This window comes from Lentibacillus halodurans (genome assembly GCF_900112045.1).
Lineage (GTDB): Bacteria > Bacillota > Bacilli > Bacillales > Amphibacillaceae > Lentibacillus > Lentibacillus halodurans.
Window position 1 is genome coordinate 1 of record NZ_FOJW01000020.1, and the last position, 26,421, is coordinate 26,421.

At 42.0% G+C, this 26,421-nt stretch carries 22 protein-coding genes and 1 other annotated feature; of the genes, 6 read left to right on the plus strand and 16 right to left on the minus strand.

Annotated elements, in window-relative coordinates:
* Nucleotides 1-677 precede the first annotated feature (677 nt).
* A complete protein-coding gene (locus tag BM195_RS16935; RefSeq protein WP_090241221.1) occupies nucleotides 678-2,117 on the plus strand; it encodes a carbon starvation CstA family protein in 1,440 nt (479 codons plus the stop codon).
* Nucleotides 2,118-2,251: 134 nt separating this feature from the next.
* Here the strand turns inward: BM195_RS16935 and asnB are convergent, their stop codons facing one another.
* Nucleotides 2,252-4,105 (minus strand): asparagine synthase (glutamine-hydrolyzing), encoded by a 1,854-nt coding sequence (gene asnB, locus BM195_RS16940; protein WP_090241223.1) that lies wholly within the window; start codon nucleotides 4,103-4,105, stop codon nucleotides 2,252-2,254.
* Nucleotides 4,106-4,687: 582 nt separating this feature from the next.
* Nucleotides 4,688-5,959 (minus strand): tyrosine--tRNA ligase, encoded by a 1,272-nt coding sequence (tyrS, locus tag BM195_RS16945; RefSeq protein ID WP_090241225.1) that lies wholly within the window; start codon nucleotides 5,957-5,959, stop codon nucleotides 4,688-4,690.
* A gap of 215 nt (nucleotides 5,960-6,174) precedes the next feature.
* Nucleotides 6,175-6,401, minus strand: a binding site (T-box leader).
* 123 nt (nucleotides 6,402-6,524) lie between these two features.
* On the opposite strand from tyrS, the gene BM195_RS16950 reads away from it, so the two are divergent.
* The 4 genes from BM195_RS16950 to BM195_RS16965 all read left to right on the plus strand — a co-directional run bounded on the left by BM195_RS16950 (nucleotide 6,525) and on the right by BM195_RS16965 (nucleotide 12,153).
* Nucleotides 6,525-9,560: a transglycosylase domain-containing protein gene (locus BM195_RS16950; protein ID WP_090241227.1), complete on the plus strand. Its 3,036-nt coding sequence runs from the start codon at nucleotides 6,525-6,527 to the stop codon at nucleotides 9,558-9,560.
* A 126-nt stretch (nucleotides 9,561-9,686) separates the two neighbouring features.
* Nucleotides 9,687-10,340, plus strand: a complete 654-nt coding sequence (locus BM195_RS16955) for a GNAT family N-acetyltransferase (protein WP_090241229.1) — start codon at nucleotides 9,687-9,689, stop codon at nucleotides 10,338-10,340.
* Entirely contained in the window at nucleotides 10,340-10,990 is a 651-nt protein-coding gene (locus BM195_RS16960) for an acetoin utilization AcuB family protein (protein WP_090241231.1), read from the plus strand. The genes BM195_RS16955 and BM195_RS16960 overlap by 1 nt, the downstream gene beginning before the upstream one ends.
* A complete protein-coding gene (locus BM195_RS16965) occupies nucleotides 10,987-12,153 on the plus strand; it encodes an acetoin utilization protein AcuC (RefSeq protein WP_090241233.1) in 1,167 nt (388 codons plus the stop codon). The genes BM195_RS16960 and BM195_RS16965 overlap by 4 nt, the downstream gene beginning before the upstream one ends.
* 78 nt (nucleotides 12,154-12,231) lie before the next feature.
* Here BM195_RS16965 and motS read toward each other — a convergent pair whose 3' ends face one another.
* The 13 genes from motS to BM195_RS17030 form a co-directional block, all read right to left on the minus strand.
* Nucleotides 12,232-13,032, minus strand: coding sequence for a flagellar motor protein MotS (gene motS, locus BM195_RS16970; RefSeq protein ID WP_090241235.1), 801 nt, complete (start codon nucleotides 13,030-13,032; stop codon nucleotides 12,232-12,234).
* Nucleotides 13,022-13,840: a flagellar motor protein MotP gene (motP, locus tag BM195_RS16975; RefSeq protein WP_090241237.1), complete on the minus strand. Its 819-nt coding sequence runs from the start codon at nucleotides 13,838-13,840 to the stop codon at nucleotides 13,022-13,024. The genes motS and motP overlap by 11 nt, the downstream gene beginning before the upstream one ends.
* Before the next feature lie 68 nt (nucleotides 13,841-13,908).
* Nucleotides 13,909-14,904 (minus strand): catabolite control protein A, encoded by a 996-nt coding sequence (gene ccpA / locus BM195_RS16980; RefSeq protein WP_090241238.1) that lies wholly within the window; start codon nucleotides 14,902-14,904, stop codon nucleotides 13,909-13,911.
* 182 nt (nucleotides 14,905-15,086) lie between these two features.
* Complete coding sequence (locus BM195_RS16985; RefSeq protein ID WP_090241240.1) at nucleotides 15,087-16,169, minus strand: bifunctional 3-deoxy-7-phosphoheptulonate synthase/chorismate mutase; 1,083 nt, start codon at nucleotides 16,167-16,169, stop codon at nucleotides 15,087-15,089.
* A 125-nt stretch (nucleotides 16,170-16,294) separates the two neighbouring features.
* On the minus strand, nucleotides 16,295-16,735 hold the full coding sequence (locus tag BM195_RS16990) for a YtxH domain-containing protein (protein WP_090241242.1): 441 nt from the start codon (nucleotides 16,733-16,735) through the stop codon (nucleotides 16,295-16,297).
* Between the two features lie 23 nt (nucleotides 16,736-16,758).
* Nucleotides 16,759-17,166 (minus strand): DUF948 domain-containing protein, encoded by a 408-nt coding sequence (locus BM195_RS16995; protein ID WP_090241245.1) that lies wholly within the window; start codon nucleotides 17,164-17,166, stop codon nucleotides 16,759-16,761.
* A gap of 313 nt (nucleotides 17,167-17,479) precedes the next feature.
* Complete coding sequence (gene murC / locus BM195_RS17000; RefSeq protein ID WP_090241248.1) at nucleotides 17,480-18,805, minus strand: UDP-N-acetylmuramate--L-alanine ligase; 1,326 nt, start codon at nucleotides 18,803-18,805, stop codon at nucleotides 17,480-17,482.
* A gap of 154 nt (nucleotides 18,806-18,959) precedes the next feature.
* Entirely contained in the window at nucleotides 18,960-20,078 is a 1,119-nt protein-coding gene (locus BM195_RS17005; protein WP_090241250.1) for a nicotinate phosphoribosyltransferase, read from the minus strand.
* An 87-nt stretch (nucleotides 20,079-20,165) separates the two neighbouring features.
* The gene (locus BM195_RS17010; RefSeq protein WP_090241252.1) at nucleotides 20,166-22,376 is read right to left on the minus strand and encodes a DNA translocase FtsK; all 2,211 of its coding nucleotides are present in this window, start codon (nucleotides 22,374-22,376) and stop codon (nucleotides 20,166-20,168) included.
* A 223-nt stretch (nucleotides 22,377-22,599) separates the two neighbouring features.
* Nucleotides 22,600-23,199 carry a YtpR family tRNA-binding protein gene (ytpR, locus tag BM195_RS17015; protein ID WP_090241254.1) on the minus strand — a complete coding sequence of 200 codons (600 nt, stop codon included), beginning with the start codon at nucleotides 23,197-23,199 and terminating at the stop codon, nucleotides 22,600-22,602.
* A 15-nt stretch (nucleotides 23,200-23,214) separates the two neighbouring features.
* Nucleotides 23,215-24,021, minus strand: a complete 807-nt coding sequence (locus tag BM195_RS17020; protein ID WP_090241260.1) for a DUF1444 domain-containing protein — start codon at nucleotides 24,019-24,021, stop codon at nucleotides 23,215-23,217.
* Nucleotides 24,022-24,038: 17 nt separating this feature from the next.
* The gene (locus tag BM195_RS17025; RefSeq protein WP_090241264.1) at nucleotides 24,039-24,356 is read right to left on the minus strand and encodes a thioredoxin family protein; all 318 of its coding nucleotides are present in this window, start codon (nucleotides 24,354-24,356) and stop codon (nucleotides 24,039-24,041) included.
* A gap of 312 nt (nucleotides 24,357-24,668) precedes the next feature.
* On the minus strand, nucleotides 24,669-25,199 hold the full coding sequence (locus BM195_RS17030) for a hypothetical protein (protein WP_090241269.1): 531 nt from the start codon (nucleotides 25,197-25,199) through the stop codon (nucleotides 24,669-24,671).
* 156 nt (nucleotides 25,200-25,355) lie between these two features.
* Between BM195_RS17030 and BM195_RS17035 the strand changes: the two genes are divergently transcribed.
* The gene (locus tag BM195_RS17035; RefSeq protein ID WP_090241272.1) at nucleotides 25,356-25,796 is read left to right on the plus strand and encodes a YtoQ family protein; all 441 of its coding nucleotides are present in this window, start codon (nucleotides 25,356-25,358) and stop codon (nucleotides 25,794-25,796) included.
* Nucleotides 25,797-25,910: 114 nt separating this feature from the next.
* Here BM195_RS17035 and BM195_RS17040 read toward each other — a convergent pair whose 3' ends face one another.
* Nucleotides 25,911-26,417, minus strand: a complete 507-nt coding sequence (locus BM195_RS17040; protein ID WP_090241275.1) for a DUF84 family protein — start codon at nucleotides 26,415-26,417, stop codon at nucleotides 25,911-25,913.
* Nucleotides 26,418-26,421 lie beyond the last annotated feature (4 nt).

The following is a 26,421-nucleotide window of genomic DNA, read 5'->3' on the forward strand; positions in this document are numbered from 1 at the left end:
CATAGATTTCCCCTTTGTTATCAATAATTGCTACTTGATGTTTATGTTTAGCTACATCAATCCCCACATAAATCATTAGAATTCCTTCCTTCGACTTTATTACGCTGTGCTTCAAGCCACGCACTCCTTGTCCTGTATCCTTGTACGAAATCAAACGTCTTGCGTTATCTAACTGATTAACAGATAAACAAAGAGCTGTGGTTAGATTCTCTAAAAACCAGTTACTAAAAAGTACTGTAGGCTGGGTTACTAATCCACAGCGTTGCTTTTAGTATAAACTAAAAAAGCACCAGAGGTAGCGAACCTCTAGTACTTAATATACAAGGTTGGGACATACCTAAAGTAAGGAGCTTTGAAGGCGACCAATAGTCAGATTTTTGTTTTATAAACGTTCTTTTGTCCCAGCCTCGTTCTCTTTCATTACTTACACTTATCCCCCGGATTGTATAGCGCTCAGCTTAAGTTTTACTGAAAACAATAGCCACATCCGCTTTTGGTACAAATTCTAAACACTTGCTGAAACGCCTGTTGGAAACAACTGACCTGAACAATACACCTCACTTTATCTGCGTATCAATCTATCATTTTGTGAAATTTGATTGAATTTTTTCGGTAAATAATATATAATCCTTTTGTTAGCGTTTTCAACGGTAGGAGTCACACAGGGGGAGAAAAACATGATATCTTTTTTCATAAGCATCGGATTATTGATTGTCGCATATTTTACGTACGGGAAACTTGTTGAAAAAAACTTCGGAATAGATCATTCACGTAAAACACCTGCCATTGCCAACCAAGATGGCGTTGATTTTGTTCCAATGAAAAAACAAAAGAATGCCATGATTCAATTGCTTAATATTGCAGGAACAGGCCCGATATATGGCCCAATTATGGGGGCCTTATTTGGTCCGGCAGCGTTTATTTGGATTGTACTTGGTTCTATTTTTGCCGGGGCCGTTCACGATTATTTGACCGGTATGATATCGATTCGTAACAAAGGTGCGCATATACCGGAACTTGCCGGAAAGTTTTTAGGAAAAATTCCCCGGCACCTGGTGAATGCTTTTGCACTGCTGCTGCTCCTTTTGGTCGGAACGGTGTTCGCTACTACATCCGGATCACTGCTTCATATTTTACTAGATGGCCATGTGGCATTGTGGGTAATTTTAGGTATCATTTTTCTTTATTTCCTATTATCAACGATGCTGCCGATTGATAAGATTATCGGCCGAATCTATCCTTTCCTTGGTGCCGTCCTGTTAATCGGGACAGTTGGGATTGGCATTGCGATGTTCACGTCAGGAAATGGTTCAGCCATCCCTGAATTGACACTGGAAAACATGCATCCGGAAAACTTACCCATATTCCCGATCCTATTTTTAACGATTACGTGTGGTGCTCTGTCCGGGTTTCATGCGACACAGTCACCTCTTATTTCCCGTACAGTACAAAAAGAGTCACAAGGCCGCTATGTTTTCTATGGGATGATGATTGCGGAAGGGATTATAGCCATGATATGGGCTGCCGCGTCCATGAGCCTTTTCCACGGGGAAGAATTAAATGCCCTCATCAATGCCGGTACAGCCTCTGCTGTTGTGAATGAGGCATCCACAGTGCTTCTGGGCGCTATCGGCGGAACCATTGCCGTATTGGGGGTTATTGTGCTTCCGATCACGTCGGGCGACACAGCTTTCCGTGCCGCACGTTCCGTCATTGCGGATTATATGAATTTGAATCAGCAGAAAGTAGCGAATCGTTTAGTCATTGCGGTGCCTTTATTTGTCGTGTCCATCATTTTAACGCAAATCGACTTTGACATTTTATGGCGGTATTTTTCCTGGGCAAACCAGTCAACAGCAGCACTCGCCCTATGGATTGCTACCATGTACCTGCTATTGAAAGGGAAAAATTATTGGATGTCGCTCATTCCGGCATTGTTCATTACCGACATGGTGTTTATCTATATATTGAATGCGCCGATCGGTCTTAATCTACCACTCCAGATATCGCATATTGGTGGAATTATCCTTACAATTGCTTTTGCTATGTGGTTCTTCCGAAAAGCGAAACAGAATAAATGGGATAGAATTGAAGTGGACCTTCAGAAAGCTGCATAGCCAATCATATAGTAAACAACCCTCAAATCCTTTGTAATAAGGTTTGAGGGTTTTGCTATGATTTTTACAATCATTCAAAAATGCAGTCTAACCTGGGCTCTCGCACTACAGCAGTTATTTTAAAAAATCACCATCTATTTATTTGGACAAGACTCAACATATTGCGAATACCAAAGCATAAAAACAAGAATAACCCAAATCTTTCTACTGTTATCCGTTTTATGAAGGGCATGTTCCTCCAACAGAGCAAGTGCTTCCTGCTTTTTGATGAGATGTTCAGTTGGACTGTTTATGATAATGCTTTGCACCCATTCATAAAGTTCGTCTCTTAACCAATGACGAATCGGTACCGGGAAACCGAGTTTTCTCCGGTATAATACGGAATCCGGTACAAGATCCCTCATGGCTTCTCTTAACGCGTATTTCGTTGTTCCTTTCGTTATTTTGGCACCTGTTGGGATTGCTTTTGCCACATCAAATACTGCTTTGTCTAAAAAAGGAACACGTAATTCCAATGAATGAGCCATTGTCATACGATCCGCTTTAACAAGAATATCACCGGGCAACCACGTGTGAAGGTCAATATATTGCATCTTCAAGGAACTATCATATGTTATGGTATCTTGAAATAGCGATTGTGTAATCGCCGTATAAGGATTTCCCGTTTGATAATATGAAAGTAATTGTTCTTTTTCAGCTTCAATAAAGATTTTGGCGTTGCCGGTGTATCTTTCGGATAATGGTGTTGTCCCGCGTAATAAAAAATTTTTTCCTTTCATACCTTCAGGTAGCCACAAAGCAATTTTTTTAAACAATTGTTTTATAATTCCAGGCAGATAAGAAAATCCTTTTAATGCCAAATGCTCCCGGTAAATGTTGTAACCGCCGAATAATTCATCCGCACCTTCCCCCGATAAAACTACCTTCACATGCTTACTTGCTTCTTGTGCCACAAAATAAAGTGGTATTGCTGCAGGATCAGCGACAGGATCATCCATATACCAAATGATGTTGGGCAGTTCATTCATAAATGCTTCAGGCGTTATCAATTTATGAATATTTTCGACACCTAATTTTTCAGCCGTATTTCTTGCAACATCAATTTCACTATAACCTTCCCGTTCAAATCCAACCGTGAACGTTTTAATACCGGGATGATATTGTTTAGCCAAAGCGACAATAGCAGTTGAATCAATCCCACCTGATAAAAAGGCGCCTGTAGGGACATCACTTCGCAAATGCTTTGCAACGGAATCATCGAGTACTTTTCCTGTCTTTTCTACATAATGGGAGAAATGTTCGTTCGATGGCCTAAAATTTTTATGGTAATATGTTTGGATATCTATTTTACTTCCCGGTTTTTTAAATAAAAAATGACCAGGTTTTAATTTATGAACGTTACCCTTTAAACAGTACGATTCCGGTACATATTGATATGTCAGGTAATGCTGAAAAGCCTCTCTGGAAAGGTCATCATCATTTTCATAAACAGTCAAGCATTTCTTTTCGGATGCAAACAAAAACGCTTTGTCTGATTCCAGATAATAAAATGGTTTGATTCCAAATGGGTCACGCGCAGCAAATAATACTTTTTCCTGTTTGTCCCAAATAGCAAATGCAAACATGCCACGTAGTGCTTTCAGACAACCCTCCTTTTTAGAAGAATACAAGGCCAAAATGACCTCAGTATCTGAATGGGTTTCAAAAGAAAAGCCTTGCTTGACCAAGCTTTCTCTGAGTTCGACATAATTGTATATTTCACCATTAAATACAATATGAAATCGGTTATTTTCATATGAAAGCGGCTGATCACCACATTCAATATCTATGATACTTAACCGTTTGAAACCAAGCTGGATATACGAATCATTATAATAACCAGTTGCGTCAGGACCCCGATGATGTATAGACGCCAACGCATTGTATATTTTTTCAGAGTTATCTTTCTGCTTACTCTCCAACGATAATTTACCGACAAATCCGCACAATCTATTTTCCTCCAAGATTCATATATTATAAGTATGAAATAATAACATGCCTAGATCTGTTTTATACTTATACATTTTAATAACCAGTCCGTAACTAATTCTTCATTCATCCTGCGATCGCCTTCTATAGTGTTTCATGGTGACTTCATTCATTAGACGATAATTGACATCATTTGTTTCAGTTTTTTGTCCACAACTAGTCATTTTATTAGATCCTATTATTCTTTGGAGATTTCGTACTTCGCGGAAGATAATGCCGATTCATCTTATGGACAGCTTTTCTGAATGGTTTGTTGTCATGCTTTTCTTCAAAACGTTTTCCCTTCCGTTAACCTTTTACTAGATTTTTCAGTTGCAATAGCTGAAGGTTCCGGTTGGTCCCCCGCCCTATTATTAGCTTTCCCCATCTCTCACTCTATCCATGGGAACTTTCCTACTTCTACAATCGAAACCAATTTTAAAAAAGGGCATGAAAATATTTAAAAAAAATCATGCCACCAAAGTCAAGTTTATTTCGATTGTCATTATGAAGACAAATCCAATTTTCTCTGTGATATGCTATGACACCATACAAGTCCTGTTCTAACTAAAACGCACTAAAAAATATTTCTTTTTCCCACGACGGATAACGGTAAATTGATCGTCAATGCGATCTGTTTCGTTCACAACGTATTGCAGATCCTGCTGGCGTTCACCATTGATATAAATCGCGCCGTTTTGAAGATCTTCTCTTGCCTGTCGTTTGGATGACGAAATCGATGCATTAACGAGTAAATCAATCAGACCGATGTTTTCCTTGGACATTTCATATGTCGGTACATCTTTAAAACCTTGTTCAATATCGCCGGCGGATAAGTCTTTCAAATCACCGCTGAACAGGGATGCCGTAATTTTTTGGGCTTGCTCCAGTGCTTCCTGACTATGCACCATGATCGTCATTTCTTCAGCAAGCCTTTTTTGGGCGAGCCGTTTTTCCGGATGATTTTCGAGTTCAAGTTGTAATTCATCCAGTTCATGATCCTCAAGGAAGGTAAAGTAACGCAAAAACTTCATCACATCACGATCGTCAGTGTTAATCCAAAATTGGTAAAACACATATGGCGTGGTTTTTTCCGGATTAAGCCAAATCGCACCACCGGCTGTTTTGCCGAATTTGCTGCCATCTGCTTTTGTAATCAATGGAACGGTCAGTCCGAATACATTGATGTCATCTTCTTCATGTTCCCGGGAACGACGGATGAGTTCCATACCAGCTGTAATATTTCCCCATTGGTCACTGCCACCGATTTGCAATGTGCAATTTTCCTGTTCGTATAGTTTCATAAAATCGAGTGATTGCAAAATCATATAACTGAATTCGGTATATGAAATACCCTGTTCAATCCGGGCAGACACCGACTCCTTGCCAAGCATATAATTGATGCCAAAATGCTTTCCCGCATCACGAAGAAAATCAATGACCGTCATGCTGCCAAGCCAATCATGATTGTTCCGGGCCACTGCTGCGTTCGTACCATTATCGAAATCAAGCAGTTTTGCCAATTGGTGTTTAATGTTTTCACTGTATCCGTGTACAACAGACGCTTCATTCAAGGATCGCTCGGTTGATCGTCCGCTTGGGTCCCCGATCATACCGGTTCCGCCGCCAATCAAGGCGATCGGTTTATGCCCAGCCCGCTGGAATCGCTTTAGCATGATGATCGGCAGCAAGTGCCCAATATGCAGACTGTCGGCGGTTGGATCAAAACCGCAGTATAATGTCACCTGATTTTCGTTCAGATGTTTTTCCAATGCTTCCCTATCTGTCGTTTGCTGTATCAGGTTTCGTTTTTCAAGATCCTGTAAGATATCCATATTACTCACTCCATTTTGTAAGGTTATTACGAATTGAAATCAAAAAATATACACTGACTGCTTTAAAAGACTGTTCCTTTTAAATTTATTTTTAGGGGTGGATTTGTCAATCAGCAGTTGACACACACGGAGATTCCTGCGGGAAAGCGAGCCTAAGAGACCCCAGAAACAACAAAGAATACGAAAACAACAAAAAGAAAACCCGCCCCTTCAAAATAAGGGACGAGTGTATGCTCGCGGTACCACCCTTGTTGCACAAATTGATGCCGCTTGGGATTGTTAACGATTGTTAAACCGTCTTCTCTCGGTTGCGGGATGGGGCATGATCCAAAAGAAGATGCTCGGGACTGTAATTCATTTGCAAATGTTTACTGACTCGCACCACCGCCAGCTCTCTGAAACAGGGATTTGCACAACTACTGCGATCCTTCAACGCTCTGAATATTTGATTATGATCTATTCATACCATAATTGTAACACAAATGCAATATGCGGACTGGATTTTTTCATTCAACAGGTATGACTACTGTGCTATAATAGATTTGATTCAGGGGAGGTTTTACGAGTGGATTTTAAGCAATTATTCCAAAAATATATACATAAGTTCAAGTCACTTTGGGGAAGACTCAAATCTCATCAGTATGTTGAAAAAGCCCGATCAATCTGGGGAACAGGAACAATCCAAAAATCATCACGAATCAGTTATGATGTCATCTGGAGTATTCTATTATTCTTCCTGATTATCGGTGTGGTGGGCGGATTTTTTGCCGGCGGTGTCGGTGCAGGCTATTTTGCATCGCTTGTCAAGGATGAACCGATCCGCGACTATGAAAGTATGGAACAGGACATTTATAACTATGAAGAAACATCATCGCTTTTTTTTGCTGATGAGAAGTATATTGGCGATATCCGGTCAGAGATATATCGGGAAGAAGTTGAACTGAAAAATGTTTCGGATGTCCTCAAAGATGCAGTCATTGCAACAGAGGATGAATATTTTAATGAACATGAAGGAATCGTTCCAAAAGCCATTGTGCGTGCCGTTGTTCAGCAAGTAACCAGTGCATCCACACAATCTGGCGGAAGTACGCTGACGCAACAGCTTGTGAAAAATCAAATATTAACGAATGAAGTATCATTCGAACGAAAGGCAAAAGAAATTTTAATCGCGATGCGTCTGGAACGTTTCTTTGAAAAGGACCAGATCCTGGAAGCGTATTTAAACATCGTCCCATATGGTCGCGATGCCTCAGGAGGTAATATTGCTGGCATTCAAACGGCAGCACAAGGCATATTCGGGATTGATGCTTCCGAGGTAAATCTGGCCCAGGCTGCTTATCTGGCCGGCTTGCCGCAAAGCCCTTCTTCCTATACACCCTTTGAAAACAGTGGAGGGTTAAAAGACAAAGAAGGGTTGCAGCCGGGAATTAACCGAATGCATTCCGTTTTAAACAGGATGTATGAATCGAATTATATTACAAAAGAACAATACGATGAAGCTATGGATTATGACTTAACAGCTGATTTTACTGAAGAATCACAGTCACCAATTGAGAAATATCCTCACTTGACGTTTGAGGCAGAAGATCGTGCCAGCGACATTATTATGGAGCATCTGGCTGAAGAAGACGGGTATTCCATGGATGATCTAAATAATGATGAAGAGCTAAAGGAAGAGTACAGCATATTGGCCGACCGTGCTTTGCGGAGAAACGGCTATCAAATTCATACAACCATTGACAAGGAAACACACGATGCCTTTAAAAAAATCGCTCAAAACTATGAGCATTACGGACCGGATTGGACCGGGCTTGTGGAAGATTCCGAAACAGGTGAACAGGTTAAAGATACGCAACAGATACAAACAGGCGGTATATTAATTGAAAACGCCAGCGGACGAATCATCAGTTTTGTCGGCGGACGGAATTTCGATGAAGATAACCAGTTTAACTATGCAACCCAAGCAACACGTTCCAACGGCAGTACGATGAAACCAATTCTGGTGTATGCCCCGGCATTCGAAAAAGGAATTATCCAGCCAGGGACACCAATAGCCGATGTGCCAAGAACGTTCGGTGATTATACACCAGGTAATTATGGCGGTGGTTATCACGGACTCGTGTCTGCCCGAACAGCACTTTATAACTCCTATAATATTCCAGCGGTCGATGTCTATAACCGGTTTAATGCTCAGGATCCTGTCAGTGAGTTTCTTGAGCCGATGGGCATTACAACCATTGGAGAAAATGAGTACGCCCATCAGTCATTGGGGATAGGCGGTACTTCTGACGGTGTCACAGTGGAAGAGAATGTGAATGCATACACGACATTAGGCAATCAGGGGCAATTTGCCGATGGCTATATGATTGAAAAAATTACCGACCAGGATGGCAATGCCATTTTTGAACATGAATCCGATCCTGTCGATGTCTTCTCACCGGAAACAGCCTATCTCACACTGGATATTATGCGTGATGTGATTGACCAGGGTACAGGAACATACCTGCAGTCACAAATCAAGCACGGTGGTGTTGACTGGGCCGGAAAAACCGGTACATCACAGGATTACAAGGATGCCTGGTTTGTCGGGGTTAATCCAAATGTATCGATGGGTGTCTGGATTGGCTATGACGATGAAAATAGCATTCAGTGTCCATCTTGCTCTTTAAGTTACAGCCAGCGGACCCAAAAATTATGGGCAGAACTGGTCAATACGGCATCCGACATTAACCCGGATCTGGTGGCACCCGAGAAAAGCTTTGAACGGCCGGATGGCATTGTATCCCGAAGCTACTGTGCCACTTCCGGAAAGCTGCCGTCAGACCTATGTGAAGAAGCAGGATTAGTGCAAACGGATCTGTTTAATGCCAAACATGTTCCAACAGAGGAAGACGACAGCCTTATCCGGGGTTCTTATGTCATGGTCAACGGCAGAGCGGTCATCGCGGGTGAGAACACACCGGATGAATTTGTGGAAGGTGACGGTCTGACATTCAACCCGGAATTTCTGGAACGAAACGGTTATGATCAGGTGGGCGACCTGTCCATACTCTTCCCGCGCACCAACCGCGAGGCATGGGAAAAAATCGGCCTGCCGCAGTCCGAAGTGAGCAATGATGTGATTGAAGACGATGGCGAAGACCCTGCCGCACCTGGTTCGGTTTCAGAATCAGGCGGTGAGCTATCCTGGAACAGTTCAAACAGTAATGATGTTGTCGGCTACCGGATTTTCCGGGCCAACAACCCGGATAGTTCGTTCAATCTTGTTGGCAGCACAACGGGGACAAGCTTTAACGTTCCAGACAATAATGCTGTTTACCATGTAAAAGCTGTTGACTATTTCGGCCTGGAATCCTCAGCATCCAATGAAGTCGTTGCCGGAGATGTTTCCAATGCTGACGAAGATTCAGAATCAGATCAGGATAATGGTGATTCCGGCGGAGACGCTGATGAAGAATCCGGTGACGGAGACAACAATGACAATAACGGCGATAACGATGATGATAACAATAATGATAACGATGGAGATAGTGATAGCAACGACAGCGATCAAGAAAATAACGACGACAATCAAGGTACGAATAATGACGATGATAATTAAAAAATAAGGGGCTAGCCCCCTTATTTTTATATCAAACTTTCAACTGCTACTAAAAATCCAGGCCAATATCCTGTATAATAAAGTTAATGAAAACGCTATGATTTTACAAAGCAAGGTGGTGACATAATGGATCACACAAAGACCTGCCATTCGGAAACACGCGATACGCCAAATGGTCCGCTCATCATCGAAGGGCCGCTTTCGGCTTCAGAGTTGAAAAAGTATCATTTTCATGAACAGCTGACTGCATTCCGTCCGGCTCCAAAACAATTCGAGGCGATTTTAAGTATTGCAGATTTTCCGGAAGGCCGCATCATCGTTGCCAGAACGGAAAATACCATTATTGGCTATGTAACCTACTTGCATCCGGATCCGCTTGAACGGTGGTCAACATTCAATATGGAGGATCTGATGGAACTAGGAGCTGTAGAAGTCATTCCTGCCTATCGCGGCGCTAAAATTGCTTCAGGCCTGCTGGAAGTTTCCATGGAGGATGACTATATGGAAAACTATATTGTCATTTCCACTGAATATTATTGGCATTGGGATTTGAATGAAACCCGCTTAAGTGTTTGGGACTACCGGAAAGTGATGGAGAAAATGATGGCCGCAGGAGGGCTTCTCCCCGCTCCTACCGATGATCCTGAAATCATCTCACACCCAGCTAACTGTTTAATGGTCCGAATCGGCAAAAACGTACCGGAAAAATCCATTAAACAATTTGATCAATTGCGCTTTTTACAGCGGCAACAATACCGTAGCATGAGGGAGGGGTTATAATGCTTGTAGAGGAAATGATGAAAACAGAGGTTGCAACGCTTCCGCCGTCAGCAACCATTGCCGATGCTTTACAGCTGTTGCGTGAAAATCATATTCGACACATTCCGATTGTTGATGGCGAAAAACATGTTGTCGGTATTGTATCTGACCGGGATGTGCGTGATGCGGCACCATCTATTTTTGACCAGCACACGAATCATCAGGCATTCTATCATGAAATCCAATCAATTATAAGCCATCCGGTTATAACAGTGCACCCGCTGGATTTTGTTGAAGAAATTGCCCGGGTTTTTTACGATGAGGCGTTGGCCTGCCTGCCCGTTTTGCGTGAAAATAAATTAATTGGCATCATTACGGAAAAAGATATGCTGTACACATTGATCCAATTAACCGGCACAAACGTTCAGAGTTCGCAGATTGAAGTTAAAGTACCGCACAAACCGGGGATTTTACCGGAAGTGGCGGCAGTTTTTGGTGAACGCCAAACCAATATATCGTCGGTTCTGATGTACCCTTATCATGATGATCCGAATTACAAAATCCTTGTTTTCCGTATACAGACCATGAACCCGCTGCCAGTGATCCAGGATTTACGGAATGCAGGATATGAATTAATGTGGCCGAATAATATAGCGGAGCCAAAAATATGACGTGCGATACAGCCTTTATTTATTCCAATAAATTTCTGGACTATCATTTTCATTCGGATCATCCCTTTAATCAAAAACGCGTTTTATTAACAAAGGACTTATTGGAAAAGAGTCAACTATTAACAGACGATGATATAATCGAACCACGGATGGCTGCTGAAGAAGAACTGGCGCTTTTCCATGATAAAGCCTATATCCATGCTGTTAAAAAAGCGAGCAGTGGTCATTTATCTGCTGATGAAAGCATGGATTACGGTATTGGAACAGAGGATACACCTATATTTTCCAATATGCATAAAGCATCCAGCTGCCTTGTTGGCGGCACCCTGACCGCAGTTGATGCTGTATTACAAGGTAAATCGGCTCACGCATTGAATCTCGGCGGCGGGCTCCACCATGGATTCAAACGAAAGGCGAGCGGTTTTTGCATTTATAATGACGGTGCGATTGCCATCAAATATATTCGGGAAAAGTATGGTTTAAAAGTTTTGTACGTTGATACTGATGCCCATCATGGTGATGGTGTACAATGGGCCTTTTATGATGATCCAAATGTATGCACATTGTCCATCCATGAAACCGGGAGATATCTTTTTCCGGGAACCGGACATATCAATGAACGGGGCGTTAAAGCGGGCCACGGGTATGCGTTTAATTTACCAATCGATGCCTTTACCGAAGATGAGTCATTTATACAAGTGTATGAAGCCGCTTTCAGGTGTATTGCCGACTTTTTCCAGCCAGATGTGGTATTGACACAGAATGGTGCGGATGCCCATCTGAATGATCCGCTGACACACCTATGTGCCACAATGGAAGTTTACGAGCGAATCCCGCTGCTTGCTCATGAATTAGCCCATAAGTATTGTAATGGGCGCTGGATCGCACTCGGCGGCGGCGGTTATGATATGTGGCGTGTTGTACCGCGTGCATGGGGACAAATTTGGAGTGTGATGCAAACAAACAGCATTCAAACAGGAACGCTGCCAGCTGACTGGCAATCTACATGGCAAATGGAATCGCCCGTAACACTGCCTGATACCTGGCACGATGATAAATGGATGGTACCGGATATTCCCAGGAAAGCCGACATTACAGAAAAAAACGAAAAAGTCATGCAAAGTGCGCTTAAATATGCTCAAAATAAACAAGGCAACATGTGAGAAATACCGCCTGAAACATTTATCGCAATTCTGATGCTTTCAGGATATTAAAAAGGAGATGATGGCCGTCATCTCCTTTTATTCCTCATGATCTCCATTTTGCCCATCTTTTTCCATGATGACTATTTCAACGCGCCTGTTCTGACGCCAGTTTGCTTCAGAGCTATTCGGCACTAATGGTCTTGTATCACCGTAGCCGACTGATGAAAATCGTGATGCGTCAAAATCATTTTCATTGATCAAATAACGAATGACACTGCTTGCTCTTGCACCGGATAACTCCCAGTTGGACGGATACTTATAGCTGGTAATTGGGCGATCATCTGTATGCCCCTCAACATTAACATCGTTTGGTAAATTGGTAAGCAGTTCACCAATCTTGTCCAGAAAAGGTTTCCCGGAATCAAGAATTTCTGCTTCTCCAGTATCAAACAATATACTTTCCTGGAGCACAAGAACGACCCCGCGATCTGTTCTGCTGGCAGAAATCACGTCACTCAAATTATGATGACGTAAATATTGTTCCACCTGTTCCATCAAATCGTCCAGTGAGTCCTGCTCCTCATTTGACTGATCATCCCGATCATTCATATTTTCAATCTGTGTCGGGTGTTCAAATTCATTGGAATTTTTGCCGCTTTCCTCATCACTTGTATGCTCTGTCGGGTTTTCCATTGGTACAGGAGACGGGTAGAAATCAAAAATCATCCGGTTCCTGAATGACTCCGATATGGCATCAAATTTGGCCATATCGATTTGCGACATAGAAAATAGCAAAATAAAGAAGACAAGAATCAGTGTTACCAAATCTGAATATGTAACCATCCATTTCGGTGCACCCGACGACCTGCCGCTGCTCCTTATTCGTCTACGCTTCATTTACGCTCTCCCCTGAAAAAGCAGCTTTCTCTTCAGCCTCTTCTTTTGTATCATTAGACAGGAAAGCGCCCAATTTCTCTTCCAGAATCCGCGGGTTTTGGCCTGATTGTACACCAATCACGCCTTCAATAATGATTTGTTTAATGAACATTTCTTCCTCTGTTTTGGATGCCAATTTATTGGCCATCGGTATGAAAACCAAATTAGCCATCACAGTTCCATACAGGGTCGTTAACAGGGCTACCGCCATATTGGGACCCAGTGTTGCCGGATCGGTCAAACTGTTGAGCATCAAAACGAGACCGACTAAAGTTCCGATCATTCCCCAGGCGGGTGCATATTCCCCCGCTTTTTCCAGAATGACCCGCCCTCTGTGATGACGTTCTTCCATTGCAGTGATTTCCGCATTCATAATATCGTTGATGACTTCCGGCTCAATCCCGTCAACTGCAAGCAGTACACCTTTTCTGATAAACGCATCATCTACTTCATCCATCTCGTTTTCAAGAGCTAAAATACCTTCTCTGCGAGCACGCTCTGCCAAACGGATAAACATGTCGATCAGTTCCTTAAGCCGCTGATCCTTTTGATGGAAAGCTTCTTTTATTACTTTCCCGGTAAGCTTTATCTGCTCTGTTTTAAAATTAATCAGCAGTGAAGCCACCAATCCGCCTATCACGACGAAGATGGAAGCTATATCCATAAAGGAAGTAAAACCTTGCGTGCCGCCCTTCGAAAGGATAGCCAGCATGATCATTATAAATCCCAATGTAATACCGAATGGCGTTAATATGTCTCGTTTTCTCATATTTGCGCTCCCCCAAAGCCTGTAATGCATGCTGAAAATATACGTCAGCTTTTATATCGGCATTAACATTACTTTGTTGAATCCCTTTCGACAATTCGATGCGGCAATACAACTTTTTTCTCTTCTACATCTTCTTTATTCATATATTTAGTCAATAAACGCATCGCAACAGCACCGATATCATACATTGGCTGTACAATCGTTGACAGTGTCGGGCGTACCATTGTTGCCAGTCTTGTATTGTCAAAGCCGAATACTTCTAGGTCATCTGGCACCTGGTATCCCTTGTCTTGTGCACCATGGATGACGCCAAGTGCCATTTCATCTGAAGCCACAAATACAGCAGTTGGTCTGTCATTCATCTCCAGCAGCTGATTGACAGCTTCTATTCCGGAATCATACGAATAATCACCTGTAAGGATATATTCATCATTCAGCCTTACTGATTTTTCTTTAAACGCACGTACATAACCGTCATATTTTTGCTGATTGATCAAGGTATCATCCACGCCGGATATAAAGGCAATATTTACATTTCCTTTATCAAGCAAAAAGGATGTCGCTTCAAATGCGGCAGCTTCATAATCAATATTCACTGATGGGATGGTGTTCGTTTCATCATTTGTCGCCGCCACTACAACCGGCACTGATGAAGTGTGAAATTGATCGACATGTTCATTCGTAATATCGCCGCCCATAAACAGAATGCCATCCACCTGTTTTTCCAGCATTGCATTGATTAGCTGCAGTTCTTTATCTTTGTTCTGGTCAGAGTTACTCAAAATAATATTATACTTGTACATGGTCGCGATATCCTCAATCCCCCTTGCCAATTCAGCAAAAAAGATACTTGAAATATCCGGGATAATCGCTCCTACCGTTGTTGTCCTTTTGCTCGCCAGTCCACGTGCAACTGCATTTGGCCGATAGCCGAGCTCCTGGATTGTTGCCAATACTTTTTTACGTGTTACTGGTTTTACGTTAGGGTTGCCGTTTACCACGCGAGAAACGGTTGCCATCGATACATTCGCCTCTCTTGCTACATCATATATTGTTACAGTCATAATCAATCTGCCTCCTCGTCTGGTTATCAAAACGTTTTCTTTGTCATTATGATACGCTAACATACAAAAAAACACAAAAAATTTAAAGGCCGATCTTTTTAAAAGATCAGCCTTTAAGATCATCAGCTGTCATTTCAATCTTCAATTATAAGACGAATAAAGCTCGCTGACAAGTTATAAACTTATTTTTGCATGGTACCGCGGGGTGCAAATGCATCAAGTTCATTCATAAAGTGGTCAAATGTTGGTATATTCATTTGCTGTGCTGCGTCTGACAATGCTACAGCAGGATCCGGGTGTACCTCAGCCATGACACCATCCGCCCCGATAGCTACAGCTGCTTTCGCTGCCGGTAGCAATATATCTCTGCGCCCTGTTGAATGAGTCACATCCACCATCACCGGCAAATGGGTTTCCTGTTTTAAAATGGGTACAGCTGAGATATCCAGCGTATTGCGGGTAGCCTTCTCGTATGTCCGGATACCGCGTTCACAAAGTATAATATCACCATTACCCTGCGAAATAATATACTCTGCTGCATTCACAAATTCCGAAATGGTTGCAGACAGCCCCCGTTTTAACAGAACAGGCTTATTGGCTTCCCCAGCTGCTTTTAACAGTTCAAAATTTTGCATGTTGCGGGCACCGATCTGAATAACATCCACATAATCCAATGCCTTTTCCACGTGTACTGGATTGACAATTTCACTGACTACTGCCAGATCATATTCATCGGCAACTTGTTTCAAAATCTGCAAGCCTTCTACACCAAGCCCCTGGAAGTCGTATGGAGACGTTCTTGGTTTAAACGCTCCGCCACGGAGTAATTTAACCCCATTTCGTTTTACTGCTTCGGCAACTTGTGCAACCTGATCATAACTTTCAACTGAACAAGGTCCCATAACATGCTGGAGATCTCCATTGCCGACCTTTTCCCCTTTAATATCAATAATCGTATCTTCCGGCTTCATTTTTCGCGATACAAGCAAAGCTTTCCGGTGATCATCTTCCTGCAGTTCAAGACTTGCCTTGAATATTTCCTTGAATATATGCTCAATGGTCGAATTTTCAAATGGTCCATTATTCTTTTCTGTCAGCTCATCCAGCATTTTACGCTCTCTAACCGGATCATAGCGGTTGATGCTTTGTTTCTCTTTGACCTTCCCGATTTGCTGAACGATTCCGGCACGCTGATTTATCAGCTCCAGTAATTCCGTGTTGACGCTATCCAATTGTTGGCGCAACTGTTCTAAATGATTACTCAATCTGATCCCCTCCTGCAAGCATTCATTTAATTTTGAAAATATATTAGGAATTATTATACCGAAAAGTTTTTTGGTTGTCACCCATAAATTTAAAAAAGCCAGTGGAATTCACTGGCCGTTTCTGTTTATTGACTTTCCGATTTTTCGGCTTCCTTTACAGCTTCTGCGATTGCTCCGGCTGCTTCCTCTGCAGCCTCATCGTCAATATTTCTTTTTTCACTCCATTTGTCTTTTACATTTTGGGTCATTTCCTGTGTTTTCTGAGAAAGTTTTGATGTAGAGTCAACTGCCTTTGTCTTCAGATCTGAACCTTTAAGATATGCTTTTTCTTTTAATTCAGATCCTTTTTCATACGCTGAATCTTTCCATTCTGTTCCCTTCACATATGCAGTATCTTTCCATTCACCGGCACGGTCTCTTAGCTGTTTCGCACCACCATTAAGATCGCCTCTTAATTCTCTGCCGGATTTTGGTGCCCACAATAAGGCGGCTGCAGCACCTGCAATAGTACCAATTAATGTTCCTACCATAAAATCTTTAAAATTGATGTTGCTGTTGTTCCCCATACAGGTTCCTCCTTAACAATAATTTATTTATTTCTTTTCTTTTTCCAGAAATCAATAATTGAATTGCCCCATTTGAGAACTTCAGAAACTTTCTCCTGATTTTTTGAGGCTGTCTTGGAAATATGAGACGATAAATTCTGGATTGATGCGTTTAATTCATCTACAGTTTTTCCAATACCTTTCACGCCATCAAACAAAACATTCAGCTTGTCCGATTTTTGATTGATATCTTCTGCAAGGTTATTTGTTTTATTTAACAGTTCAGTTGTTTCCGTGGTAATTCCCTGCATCTGGGTTTCCAGATTTTCCAGTGTATTTGCCACATGATGCATCGTTCGCTGCGCTGCCTTTAATATCACTGCCAGATAGACAACAAGAACTGCAAAAGCTGCCGCGGCAATAATAGCAGCAATGTACAACAAAATTTCCATTGGCTGACCAACTCCTTCATTCGGCAATAATTCGGTGTGATGATATGTTCCGGAGCATTATGAATCAATAAGTGAAGAGTTCTCTATTATGTTCCCCATTTATAAGTTTATAAACATACGTCCCTAATATAAAATCAAACTAACCGTACCATCACCTATATTATCTACTATAACGGATTATCGCTATAATTTCGACAAATATACAAAAAAAGCCGTGATGAAAATTCGACATTCGGCCTGTCCTATAACAAGTACCGCAATCTTCGAAATTCTAAATACTAAAAAGAGCCTATCAATATGGCTCTTTTTGTTTCTACGCTTTTTTTATTTGCTGATCATTCATAAATGCAAGCTGATCTTCATAGGATTCCTGGAATTTTTGAATGTCTCCTGCTCCCATGAACAGCAGTACACTATCTGAATGATCCATTAATACCTCTGTATTGGACAAATTCAGAATGCAGCTGTTATCTACAAGTTTCTGCAGATCTTCTATTGTCAGTTTTCCGCTTTCCTCCCGTGCCGATCCAAAAATATCACACAAATATACCTCATCAGCAAGGCCTAGACTATCGGCAAATTCCTGCAGAAATGTTCGTGTACGTGTGAATGTATGCGGCTGGAATATCGCAATAATTGATTTACCATGATATTTCTTCCTTGCCGAATCAATCGTTGCCGTAATCTCCCTCGGATGATGGGCATAATCATCTATTAACACTTGACTGCCGATGCTTTTCTCCGTAAACCGTCGCTTGACACCTTCGAAAGTATTTAATGCCTTTATTTTTTCCGCTTTAATGTCCTCATAATGACAAATGGCAATGACAGATAAAGCGTTCAATACATTGTGATTGCCGAACATTGGAATATTGAATGTATCATAGTAAGTATTGCGTACAAATACATCAAATTCAGTGCCATGCTCTGTCTCAGTCACGTTTTGTGCCTGAAAATCATTCGTACTGGAAAAACCATAGTAAACAACCGGTACTTTGGCCTGGATCTGCTGCAATTGTTCATCGTCGCCACAGGCGATGATTCCTTTTTTCACTTGATCTGCCATTGACTGGAACGCATTGAAAACATCGTCAACACTTGTGAAATAATCCGGATGATCAAAATCAATATTTGTCATGATGGCGTAATCAGGCTGATAGCTTAAAAAGTGCCGCCGGTATTCACATGCCTCAAACGCGAAATATTTGCTCTCCACATGTCCCTTACCTGTACCGTCACCGATCAAATAGGAAATCGGATAGGATGCATCCAGTACATGAGCCAGCAGTCCGGTAGTCGATGTTTTTCCATGTGCCCCTGTTACGGCAATACTGGTATATTGTTTCAGCCATTCTCCCAGAAACTCATGATACCGGTAGAATGTTAATCCTTGTTTTGTTGCTTCTTTAATTTCCGGATGATTATCTGAAAAAGCATTACCTGCAATAATGGTGTAATCTTCTTTGATGTTCGTTTCTGAAAAAGGGAAAATTGGAATGTTTTTTTCCTCTAATGCTTTTTGTGTAAAAAAATGCTTCTCAACATCAGACCCCTGCACTTTCTCGCCGGAATCATGAAGTATATGAGCAAGTGCACTCATTCCGGTTCCCTTAATACCAATAAAATGGTAAGCTGTCATAAAAAAGAACCTCCAACTTTATGTCTATCTAAATGATATGATCTCCTCACTGCTATTTTGTCATTATAGCAAATTATAACGGAGAATAAAATGTTTGGAAAAATTTGGGCGTTCACACAAAACTGGCTGTAGAAACCGACGTTTTTCCAATATGCTACTGATCCTGCCGGAAGTATTCAACCTTTTCCATACGCGGATTAGGCCGGTAGCGCCGCCCTTCTTTTGCTTCAGGGATTCCGTTAAACAGCACATTATCTCCAGTAAATCCGATATTGATTTTCAATAAGCTTCCACCTACACCATACATATCAACCGGGACACCTTTGTCCTCAAAATAACCGATCCTGCTTTCCGTAAATCCTCCACTGACCATAATCTTTACATGTGAGAAACCTTCATCATTGAGTGCTTTTCTTAAAGCAAAGACCAGTTCCGGATTGGTTCCTCTTGGGTCAAAGGTGCCCATTAAATGATGATTCCGCAGAAAATATTTATCAACTAGTGTTCTGGACGTATCAATACGCACCGCTTTGAGTTCATCACCAAATGCATGGGCTACCTTCAATGAGTCTGTAATGACATCATTGTTATAATCGACGAGTGCCACGAGATCATCTTCAGGATACATTTCATGATAGGCTTTTGAAGCGGCAACAACATCTCCGCGGAACATTTGGATCATGGCATGCGGCATTGTACCCATACCTTCTTTTCCCCACCATTCATTCATCGCATGTGTAGCCTGTGCCGTTGATCCGCCGATGAACGCTGCATAGCCGTCCCCTGCCTGCTGGGTATAATGATCATCACGATCGCCCATAAAAATGACCGGTTTTTGCCTGCCTGAAGAATTGGCTGCTTTTACAACATTATATACATTCGTTGCGACTGATGTTCTTCTCGCCAGAATGCCATCAATGATCCCTTCCAGGAAACCAAACTGCTGATAGGCTCCGGAGATCGTAAGCACTGTTTCATACGGGCTGATTTTGTCCCCGTCTTTCAGCGAATGAATTTCCAGTTTCTCCGGATCATCGGCAAATGTATGTATCAATGCAATGGCTTCATCGGTACCACATAGCACTGCATCACTGCTTTTTTGAAAAAATTGCATGGTGACATGGTTGTTCGGCTGTTTTTTCTCCGCGATTTCCTTCGTTTTCAGGAAGTAAACTGCAGAGAACCATCCTTCCTTGATCCGCTTATCAAATTTAAACGTTTTATTCGTTAAACGTTTAATATCGCCGTTCAATTTTTGGGTGATTTCCTTCATAACCGTTACTCCTCTAAAGAAATTAAATAGATTTTGAAACATTCATCCTCTATCATCATATATAAAGAAGCGGTATTCGACAAGCATCTAATTTCCTTCTTGTGCTGCCGATACTAGCACTTCCCGCGGTTTGCTCCCGTTTTGCTGCCCGATGATCCCTCTTTCTTCCATCGCATCCATCAATCTCGCTGCCCGATTGTAGCCGATTTTAAACTGCCGCTGCAAGAGGGAGGTACTGGCGCTATTGTGCCCAACAACGAAATCAATCGCATCACTCAAAAGGTCATCTTCATAATCACCATGTGAAACTTGTTCCAATAATTGCTCCTGTTCGAATTGATATTCAGGTTCAGCGATGGATCTCGCGTAATCTGTCACACGTTCAATCTCTTCATCAGATACAAAAGCACCTTGAAGCCGGATACTTTTGCCTGCACCATTTTCCGTAAACAGCATATCGCCTTTTCCTAACAATTTTTCGGCACCGCCTGTATCGATGATCGTTTTCGAATCCACCTGTGAGGATACACTAAAAGCAATCCTTGTTGGAATATTGGCTTTAATCAAACCTGTAATAACATCAACTGATGGCCGCTGGGTAGCAAGCAGCAAATGAATGCCGCATGCGCGTGCCTTCTGAGCGATACGACTGATAGCATCCTCCACATCCTGAGGGGAAACCATCATTAAATCAGCAAGCTCGTCAATCACGATCACAATAAATGGCATTTTATCTTCAGAACGGTTTTGCCTTGTCATTTTTTGATTGAAGCGCTCAATATCCCGGACACCTTCATGGACAAAAGCATCATAACGCGCTTCCATCTCCCTGACTGCCCATTTCAAAGCCGCAGTTGCTGCTTTCACATCAGTAATGACCGGTGAAATAAGGTGAGGAATGCCGTTGTATGGTGCGAGTTCGACCATTTTCGGATCAATCAGCATAAACTTCACCTCATCATGGCTCGCTTTATATAAAAGACTGATTAGTATGGTGTTAATGCAAACACTCTTGCCCGATCCGGTCGCGCCGGCAATTAAGCCATGCGGCATTTTTTGGATATTGCTTACAAGCGGATCCCCTTCAATACTCAGCCCCAGCCCAATCGTCAATGGTGATGCGCTTGTCTGGAAGCTTTTATGATCAAAAATCTCCTGCAGACTGACCATTTGGGAGTGTTGGTTCGGAATTTCAATACCTATTGTGTTTTTCCCGGGAATCGGTGCCTCAATCCGGATATCTCTGGCAGCCAGGTTCAATTTGAGATCGTCACTTAGATTTTTAATTTTGCTTACCTTGACACCTGGTTCAGGCTGCACTTCGAATCGTGTTACCGATGGACCCTGTGTAGTTTTGACGACTTTGGCACGGACGTTAAAATGTTTTAATGTTTTTTCCAGAACCTGCTGCTGATTTCGCATCCACAATTTATCCTGTTCCGTTTTTGGAACCGGATCATCCAATAAATGATAAGGAACGGTGCTGTTTTGTATGGGTTGCTCTTTTCTTGCCAACTGCTGATCTGATTGCTTTCTTTTCAGTTGATTCTGTTTATCATTTGCCGACATCAACACATTAAATGGCGGTGTTTTAGGGCTTGACTGCTCCCTTCCAGGTTTGCGGGTTCGCCGTTTGCTGTTATCACGATGCGCAGGTTTCTGTGTTTCAGTTATTTCGGATTGGGTCTTGTTATCAGACGTCGTTTTTTCAATTGTACCGGATTTGTCAGGACGCGAAAAATTTCCGGTACCTTGTTCAGTTTTACTATCGTTGGATGATAGCGATGACAAGTTCGGACGCTCGGAACTTCCGGTCTCATGTTCAAAATTGAGCGGTTTCCCATTTGCTGCAGCAGCTTGATCCTTTATCGGATCATGATTACCATTGTCATGTTGCTGTTTTCGCTGAAAAGCCGGTACGTCTTCAATCGTCTTTTCTTCATTTCGCTTTTGAAAGCCATAAATCGGTGATGGCACATCGCTCGGTGTGAACGGCTCCTCGGATTCCGATTTATAAACCTTTCGCATTTGCTGTTCCTCCTGACTAGAATCAGGTTTCGGCTGCTCCGTATTACGGCTTCTTTTTCGCTGGAATGCCGGCACTTCGGATTCTTCCTTCCGATGCGGCTGGTCCGGGATGACAGGAAAACGAAATGATTTCTCAGCAGGATATTGATACGTCATTCTCGTACGGATACCCTGATTGTTGTGATGTAACGCTTGGTATGATTGATCATTGTTTTCTTCCTCTTCTTCAAAAAGAAAACGGCTGATTTTCTTTTTCCATCGACCCCACATATGTATCCTCTCATTTCTAAAGATCAAGTTATTATAATTTTAGCAGTTTTCCTTTGAAATTGTAATGCACCAAGTGTTCTGTCCAGATTTGGTGAAAATGTCACAATTCCGGCCGAAATTCAATGCTTCTGGCTGAAATTGTTACAAATTTGCACCATTGTCAGTCAGCGCTCCCTATTTCACTAAAAAGCAACCATTGTCAATTGACGCAGGTTGCTTTTTCCTAAAATTCAAATGGTTCACCTGTCGTAAAGCGATCATCCAGAACATAAATGCCCTTCTCTTTCGGTGCGTTTGGCAGCCCAAGTTCTTTCTGTGAACATATCATACCATTCGAAGGGACACCTCGTAATTCTGTCGGTTTTATTTTGAACCCGCTTGGCATGACTGCTCCAACCTTTGCGACCACTACTTTTTGGCCGGCAGCAACATTTGGGGCGCCGCAGACAATCTGCAGCCTTTCATCACCTGTATCAACCTGACAAACGCTTAATTTATCAGCGTTTTCATGCGTGGATTTTTCATTGACATAGCCAACAACAAACTTCGGACTTAAATCGAAATCGAGCGGATCATTCAAATTGTTTTGCCTGAACGTTTCTTTCATCTGGTTTAACAGGTTCTCCGTCATGGTGATTTTTCCGGTGTCTTTCAAGTCAAAGTAGCTTGATGCCTGAAAAATATTATAGCCCGCAATGGTACCTTTCTCCGTTATTTTCGTTACATCCCCGAAGTTTTCATAGGTGATGTCATAACGATTTCCGTCTGCAAGCGGAACAATCAGTACATCTCCTATACCGTTAGGGTTATAGAAAATATCCATATGGTTCATTCCTTTCTATTTCTTTTCCGGACGGTTTTTGGCGAGGATAAAGACCGGCTCCAGCATTTTGTTTTCATAAATGAACGACAGTGATGTAATCGGGATTCGCCCTTCTGCAAAAAACTTCATCGTCATTTGTGCCAATATATCATAACCTGCCTTATTCTGAATGTCAGCGAAAATCAGCACATCCTGATGGGGCACCGCAACGGCTAATTCGCCTTTTGCGTTTGCCAGCATTTCTTCCAGGAACGCTTCATTTAAAATTCTGCTCGCATCATAACCATCCTGCTTGGCCACAAAGTAAAAATCATTGTCGGCAACGGTATCTTGTTTATAATCATTATCCAACGACCGGATGTTGAAGGTAGCAATTTCATCAATCCGCTCACGCGTCCAGCCCTCTTGTTCCAGCATCGATTCATCAATCAGCTGATAAGATTTTCCCAGATCCAGTGCATAATAAACACGGGTTTCTGCCGTATGTTCTTTATGGACCAGTTGTTTGCCGGATTTCGTTTCGACGGGAAATGACGTGGCGCGGATAACCGGGAAAATTTGTTTTTCCATTCCGGTTAAATGATGCTCCTCATGCATAATTCTCATTGCTTCCGAAACATGCTCTTCCAGATCATCAATCGTCGCTTCCCCACGTTCATTATATTTTGAAACAACGTTCGGCAATGTGATGGTCATCCCCTGCCCGGTATCTTTCCACTCGATGCGAAATGTATCTTTGTCCCGATTGTAGGATGTTTTGAAATTATCGTTTGCCAACCTGTCCTCGAGGATTTGTTTCATTTTGATACTGGTCATTTTCATAGCCTAAGCATCCTTTCCTATCCACTGACTTCTTCCATGAATGCCGTGATTTCTTCCTTCGTTTTCCGGTCCTTGCTGACAAACCGTCCGGCTTCAGAACCATCCTTAAATGCAATAAAACTTGGTATCCCGAATACATCATATTCTTGACACAGATCAATGAACTGATCACGGTCTACTTCAACAAATGAAAAATCTGGATAGGCTTTTTCAATTTCCGGTATAATTGGTTCAATGACGCGGCAATCCGGACACCAGTCAGCCGAAAATACTGCGATCACATTTTGATTATGGATAAAATCGTTCAATTGATTTTTCGATTCAATTGTTTTCATATTCAATCAACCTCCACTGTTACCATCTATCATATCTCTGATTTTACTTGGATTCAATCATCATGATGTATTTTAATGAACAAGAAACATGACTGAACGTACCAGCAATTTCACATTTTAGCTTTTACCATTGCCCGTGAAGGTTTATTAGGCCAAATTTAGTGTTATGATTTTGTGTATAAGGGTTCAGCCGACATGAGTGCTAATTGATATTTTCTATCTTTTGCAGACTCCAACTGTTCTTCTGCTAATCCGGTTACTTTCTTAATTCATTTGGCTATTTTTGCCACATCACTTTAAAAAATTCTGACCTTATTCCTTATTATTTTGTCCCATAACAATTGAGCGAGCCATTTTCATCATCACTTCCGTATCACTTTCCATTTCCGATTTGGATGTATAGGTTGTAATTTTGACACCGCCAACCCCTGCCTGAAGTTCATAATGATCCTTTTCCTCGTCAGGCAGGATGCGAATATAGCCAAATTTCTCCTTGTCTTTAAAAGTCTCGAGCAGCAAAGCCTTATCACTTTTAGCAGCTGCTGATTCATAGCTTAATTCACTGAGCGGATCCTCCAGATTGTTATAAAACACGATATAAGTCTGGTCACCATCTTCCAGGATGACATTGCTTGCATCCTCCTCGACAATCTCCATGCCGGCAGGTAAATATATGGAAAAGGCATCAAGCTGCTGGTTCGTTTCAATTGAATCATCGGCCTGGAAAGATTCCCTGGCAGATTCCTCCACACTTTTAATAGCCTCTTCCTCAGATGGCGTACTGCATCCTATCAACATAGAAACATAAAATGAAATAAGCATAATATTCACTAAATTCTTCACGATTTTTCCCCCAAAATAGTACTTTTTCCTCAGTCTATCATACTATGAATTTTGCATTTGACAAGGGAATACTTTTGCGGTCAAACTTTTTTATTTGCGTTGTTTTACAAAATGGGTAAGATGGAATTGAGAGGATAAACACGGGAGGGATTTTTGATGGAACTGACGGTTTATTTAGCAGGTCAGATTCACGATGATTGGCGAGGAGAGCTAAAGTCAAAGGCAAAGCAGAAAAATCTTCCACTTACATTTGTCGCACCACAGACAAACCATGACCGTTCCGATAATGTAGGCGATGACATTCTTGGCGAGCAGCCGGGAAACGTATATAAAGATGATGCAGCATCCAGCATCAACAATCTTCGGACACAGGTTCTGATGCAGAAATCGGATGTCGTCATTGCCTTGTTTGGGGAAAAATATAAACAATGGAACACGGCAATGGACGCAAGTACCGCCATAACCATGAATAAACCAACCATTGTTGTGCGCCCTGAATCACTGATTCATCCGTTGAAAGAACTATCCAATAAAGCGAATGTAACAGTTGAAACAGTGGATCAGGCGCTGGATGTATTGAACTATATTTACGAATAGGAAAACGCGGCATATCCTTGTTTTTCCAAAAGTCAGATGAGATTGACTGAATTAGGAAGAGCAGCCCATTCCCTTACTTAAATAAGAAAGCAGCGGTTTAAACCCGCTGCTTTTTTATTGCTGCTCCCAATATTCCCATTGCCCGCGCAGCAGACTGACGACATGGACAAACATTTCTTTTCTTGATACATGATCATTGGTGAAGATACCAATGGCGCCTTCCTTTTTACGAACGTCCTGGCGTTTGGCATATTCATCCATCACATCCCCAAGCTCAATACCCTTTTTCAATTGATCATCAATTTCTCCCGGCAGCAAGACCCGAGCACCGCTAGCTGTGAAAACATTATTATGCCTGGTAACGAGCGCACCCCAATTGCATAAGTACAGGCCATTATCAACATACATGACACCGCCTTCCAACCCGATGCCGATTTCTCCTGTTTGTGCTTTAAGACTATTAAAAGCCCGGTTAATCGCACCCTGTCTTGTTTCTTCGTCGGAAAACGGCTGGTCACTTACCAGGGATGGCGCATCCGCCGTTGTTACATGATCGGTTAAAAATACTTCTTTCACTGCAGCCAATTTGGCAGGATTTCTAGAACCGATTACAATAGTCATTAGC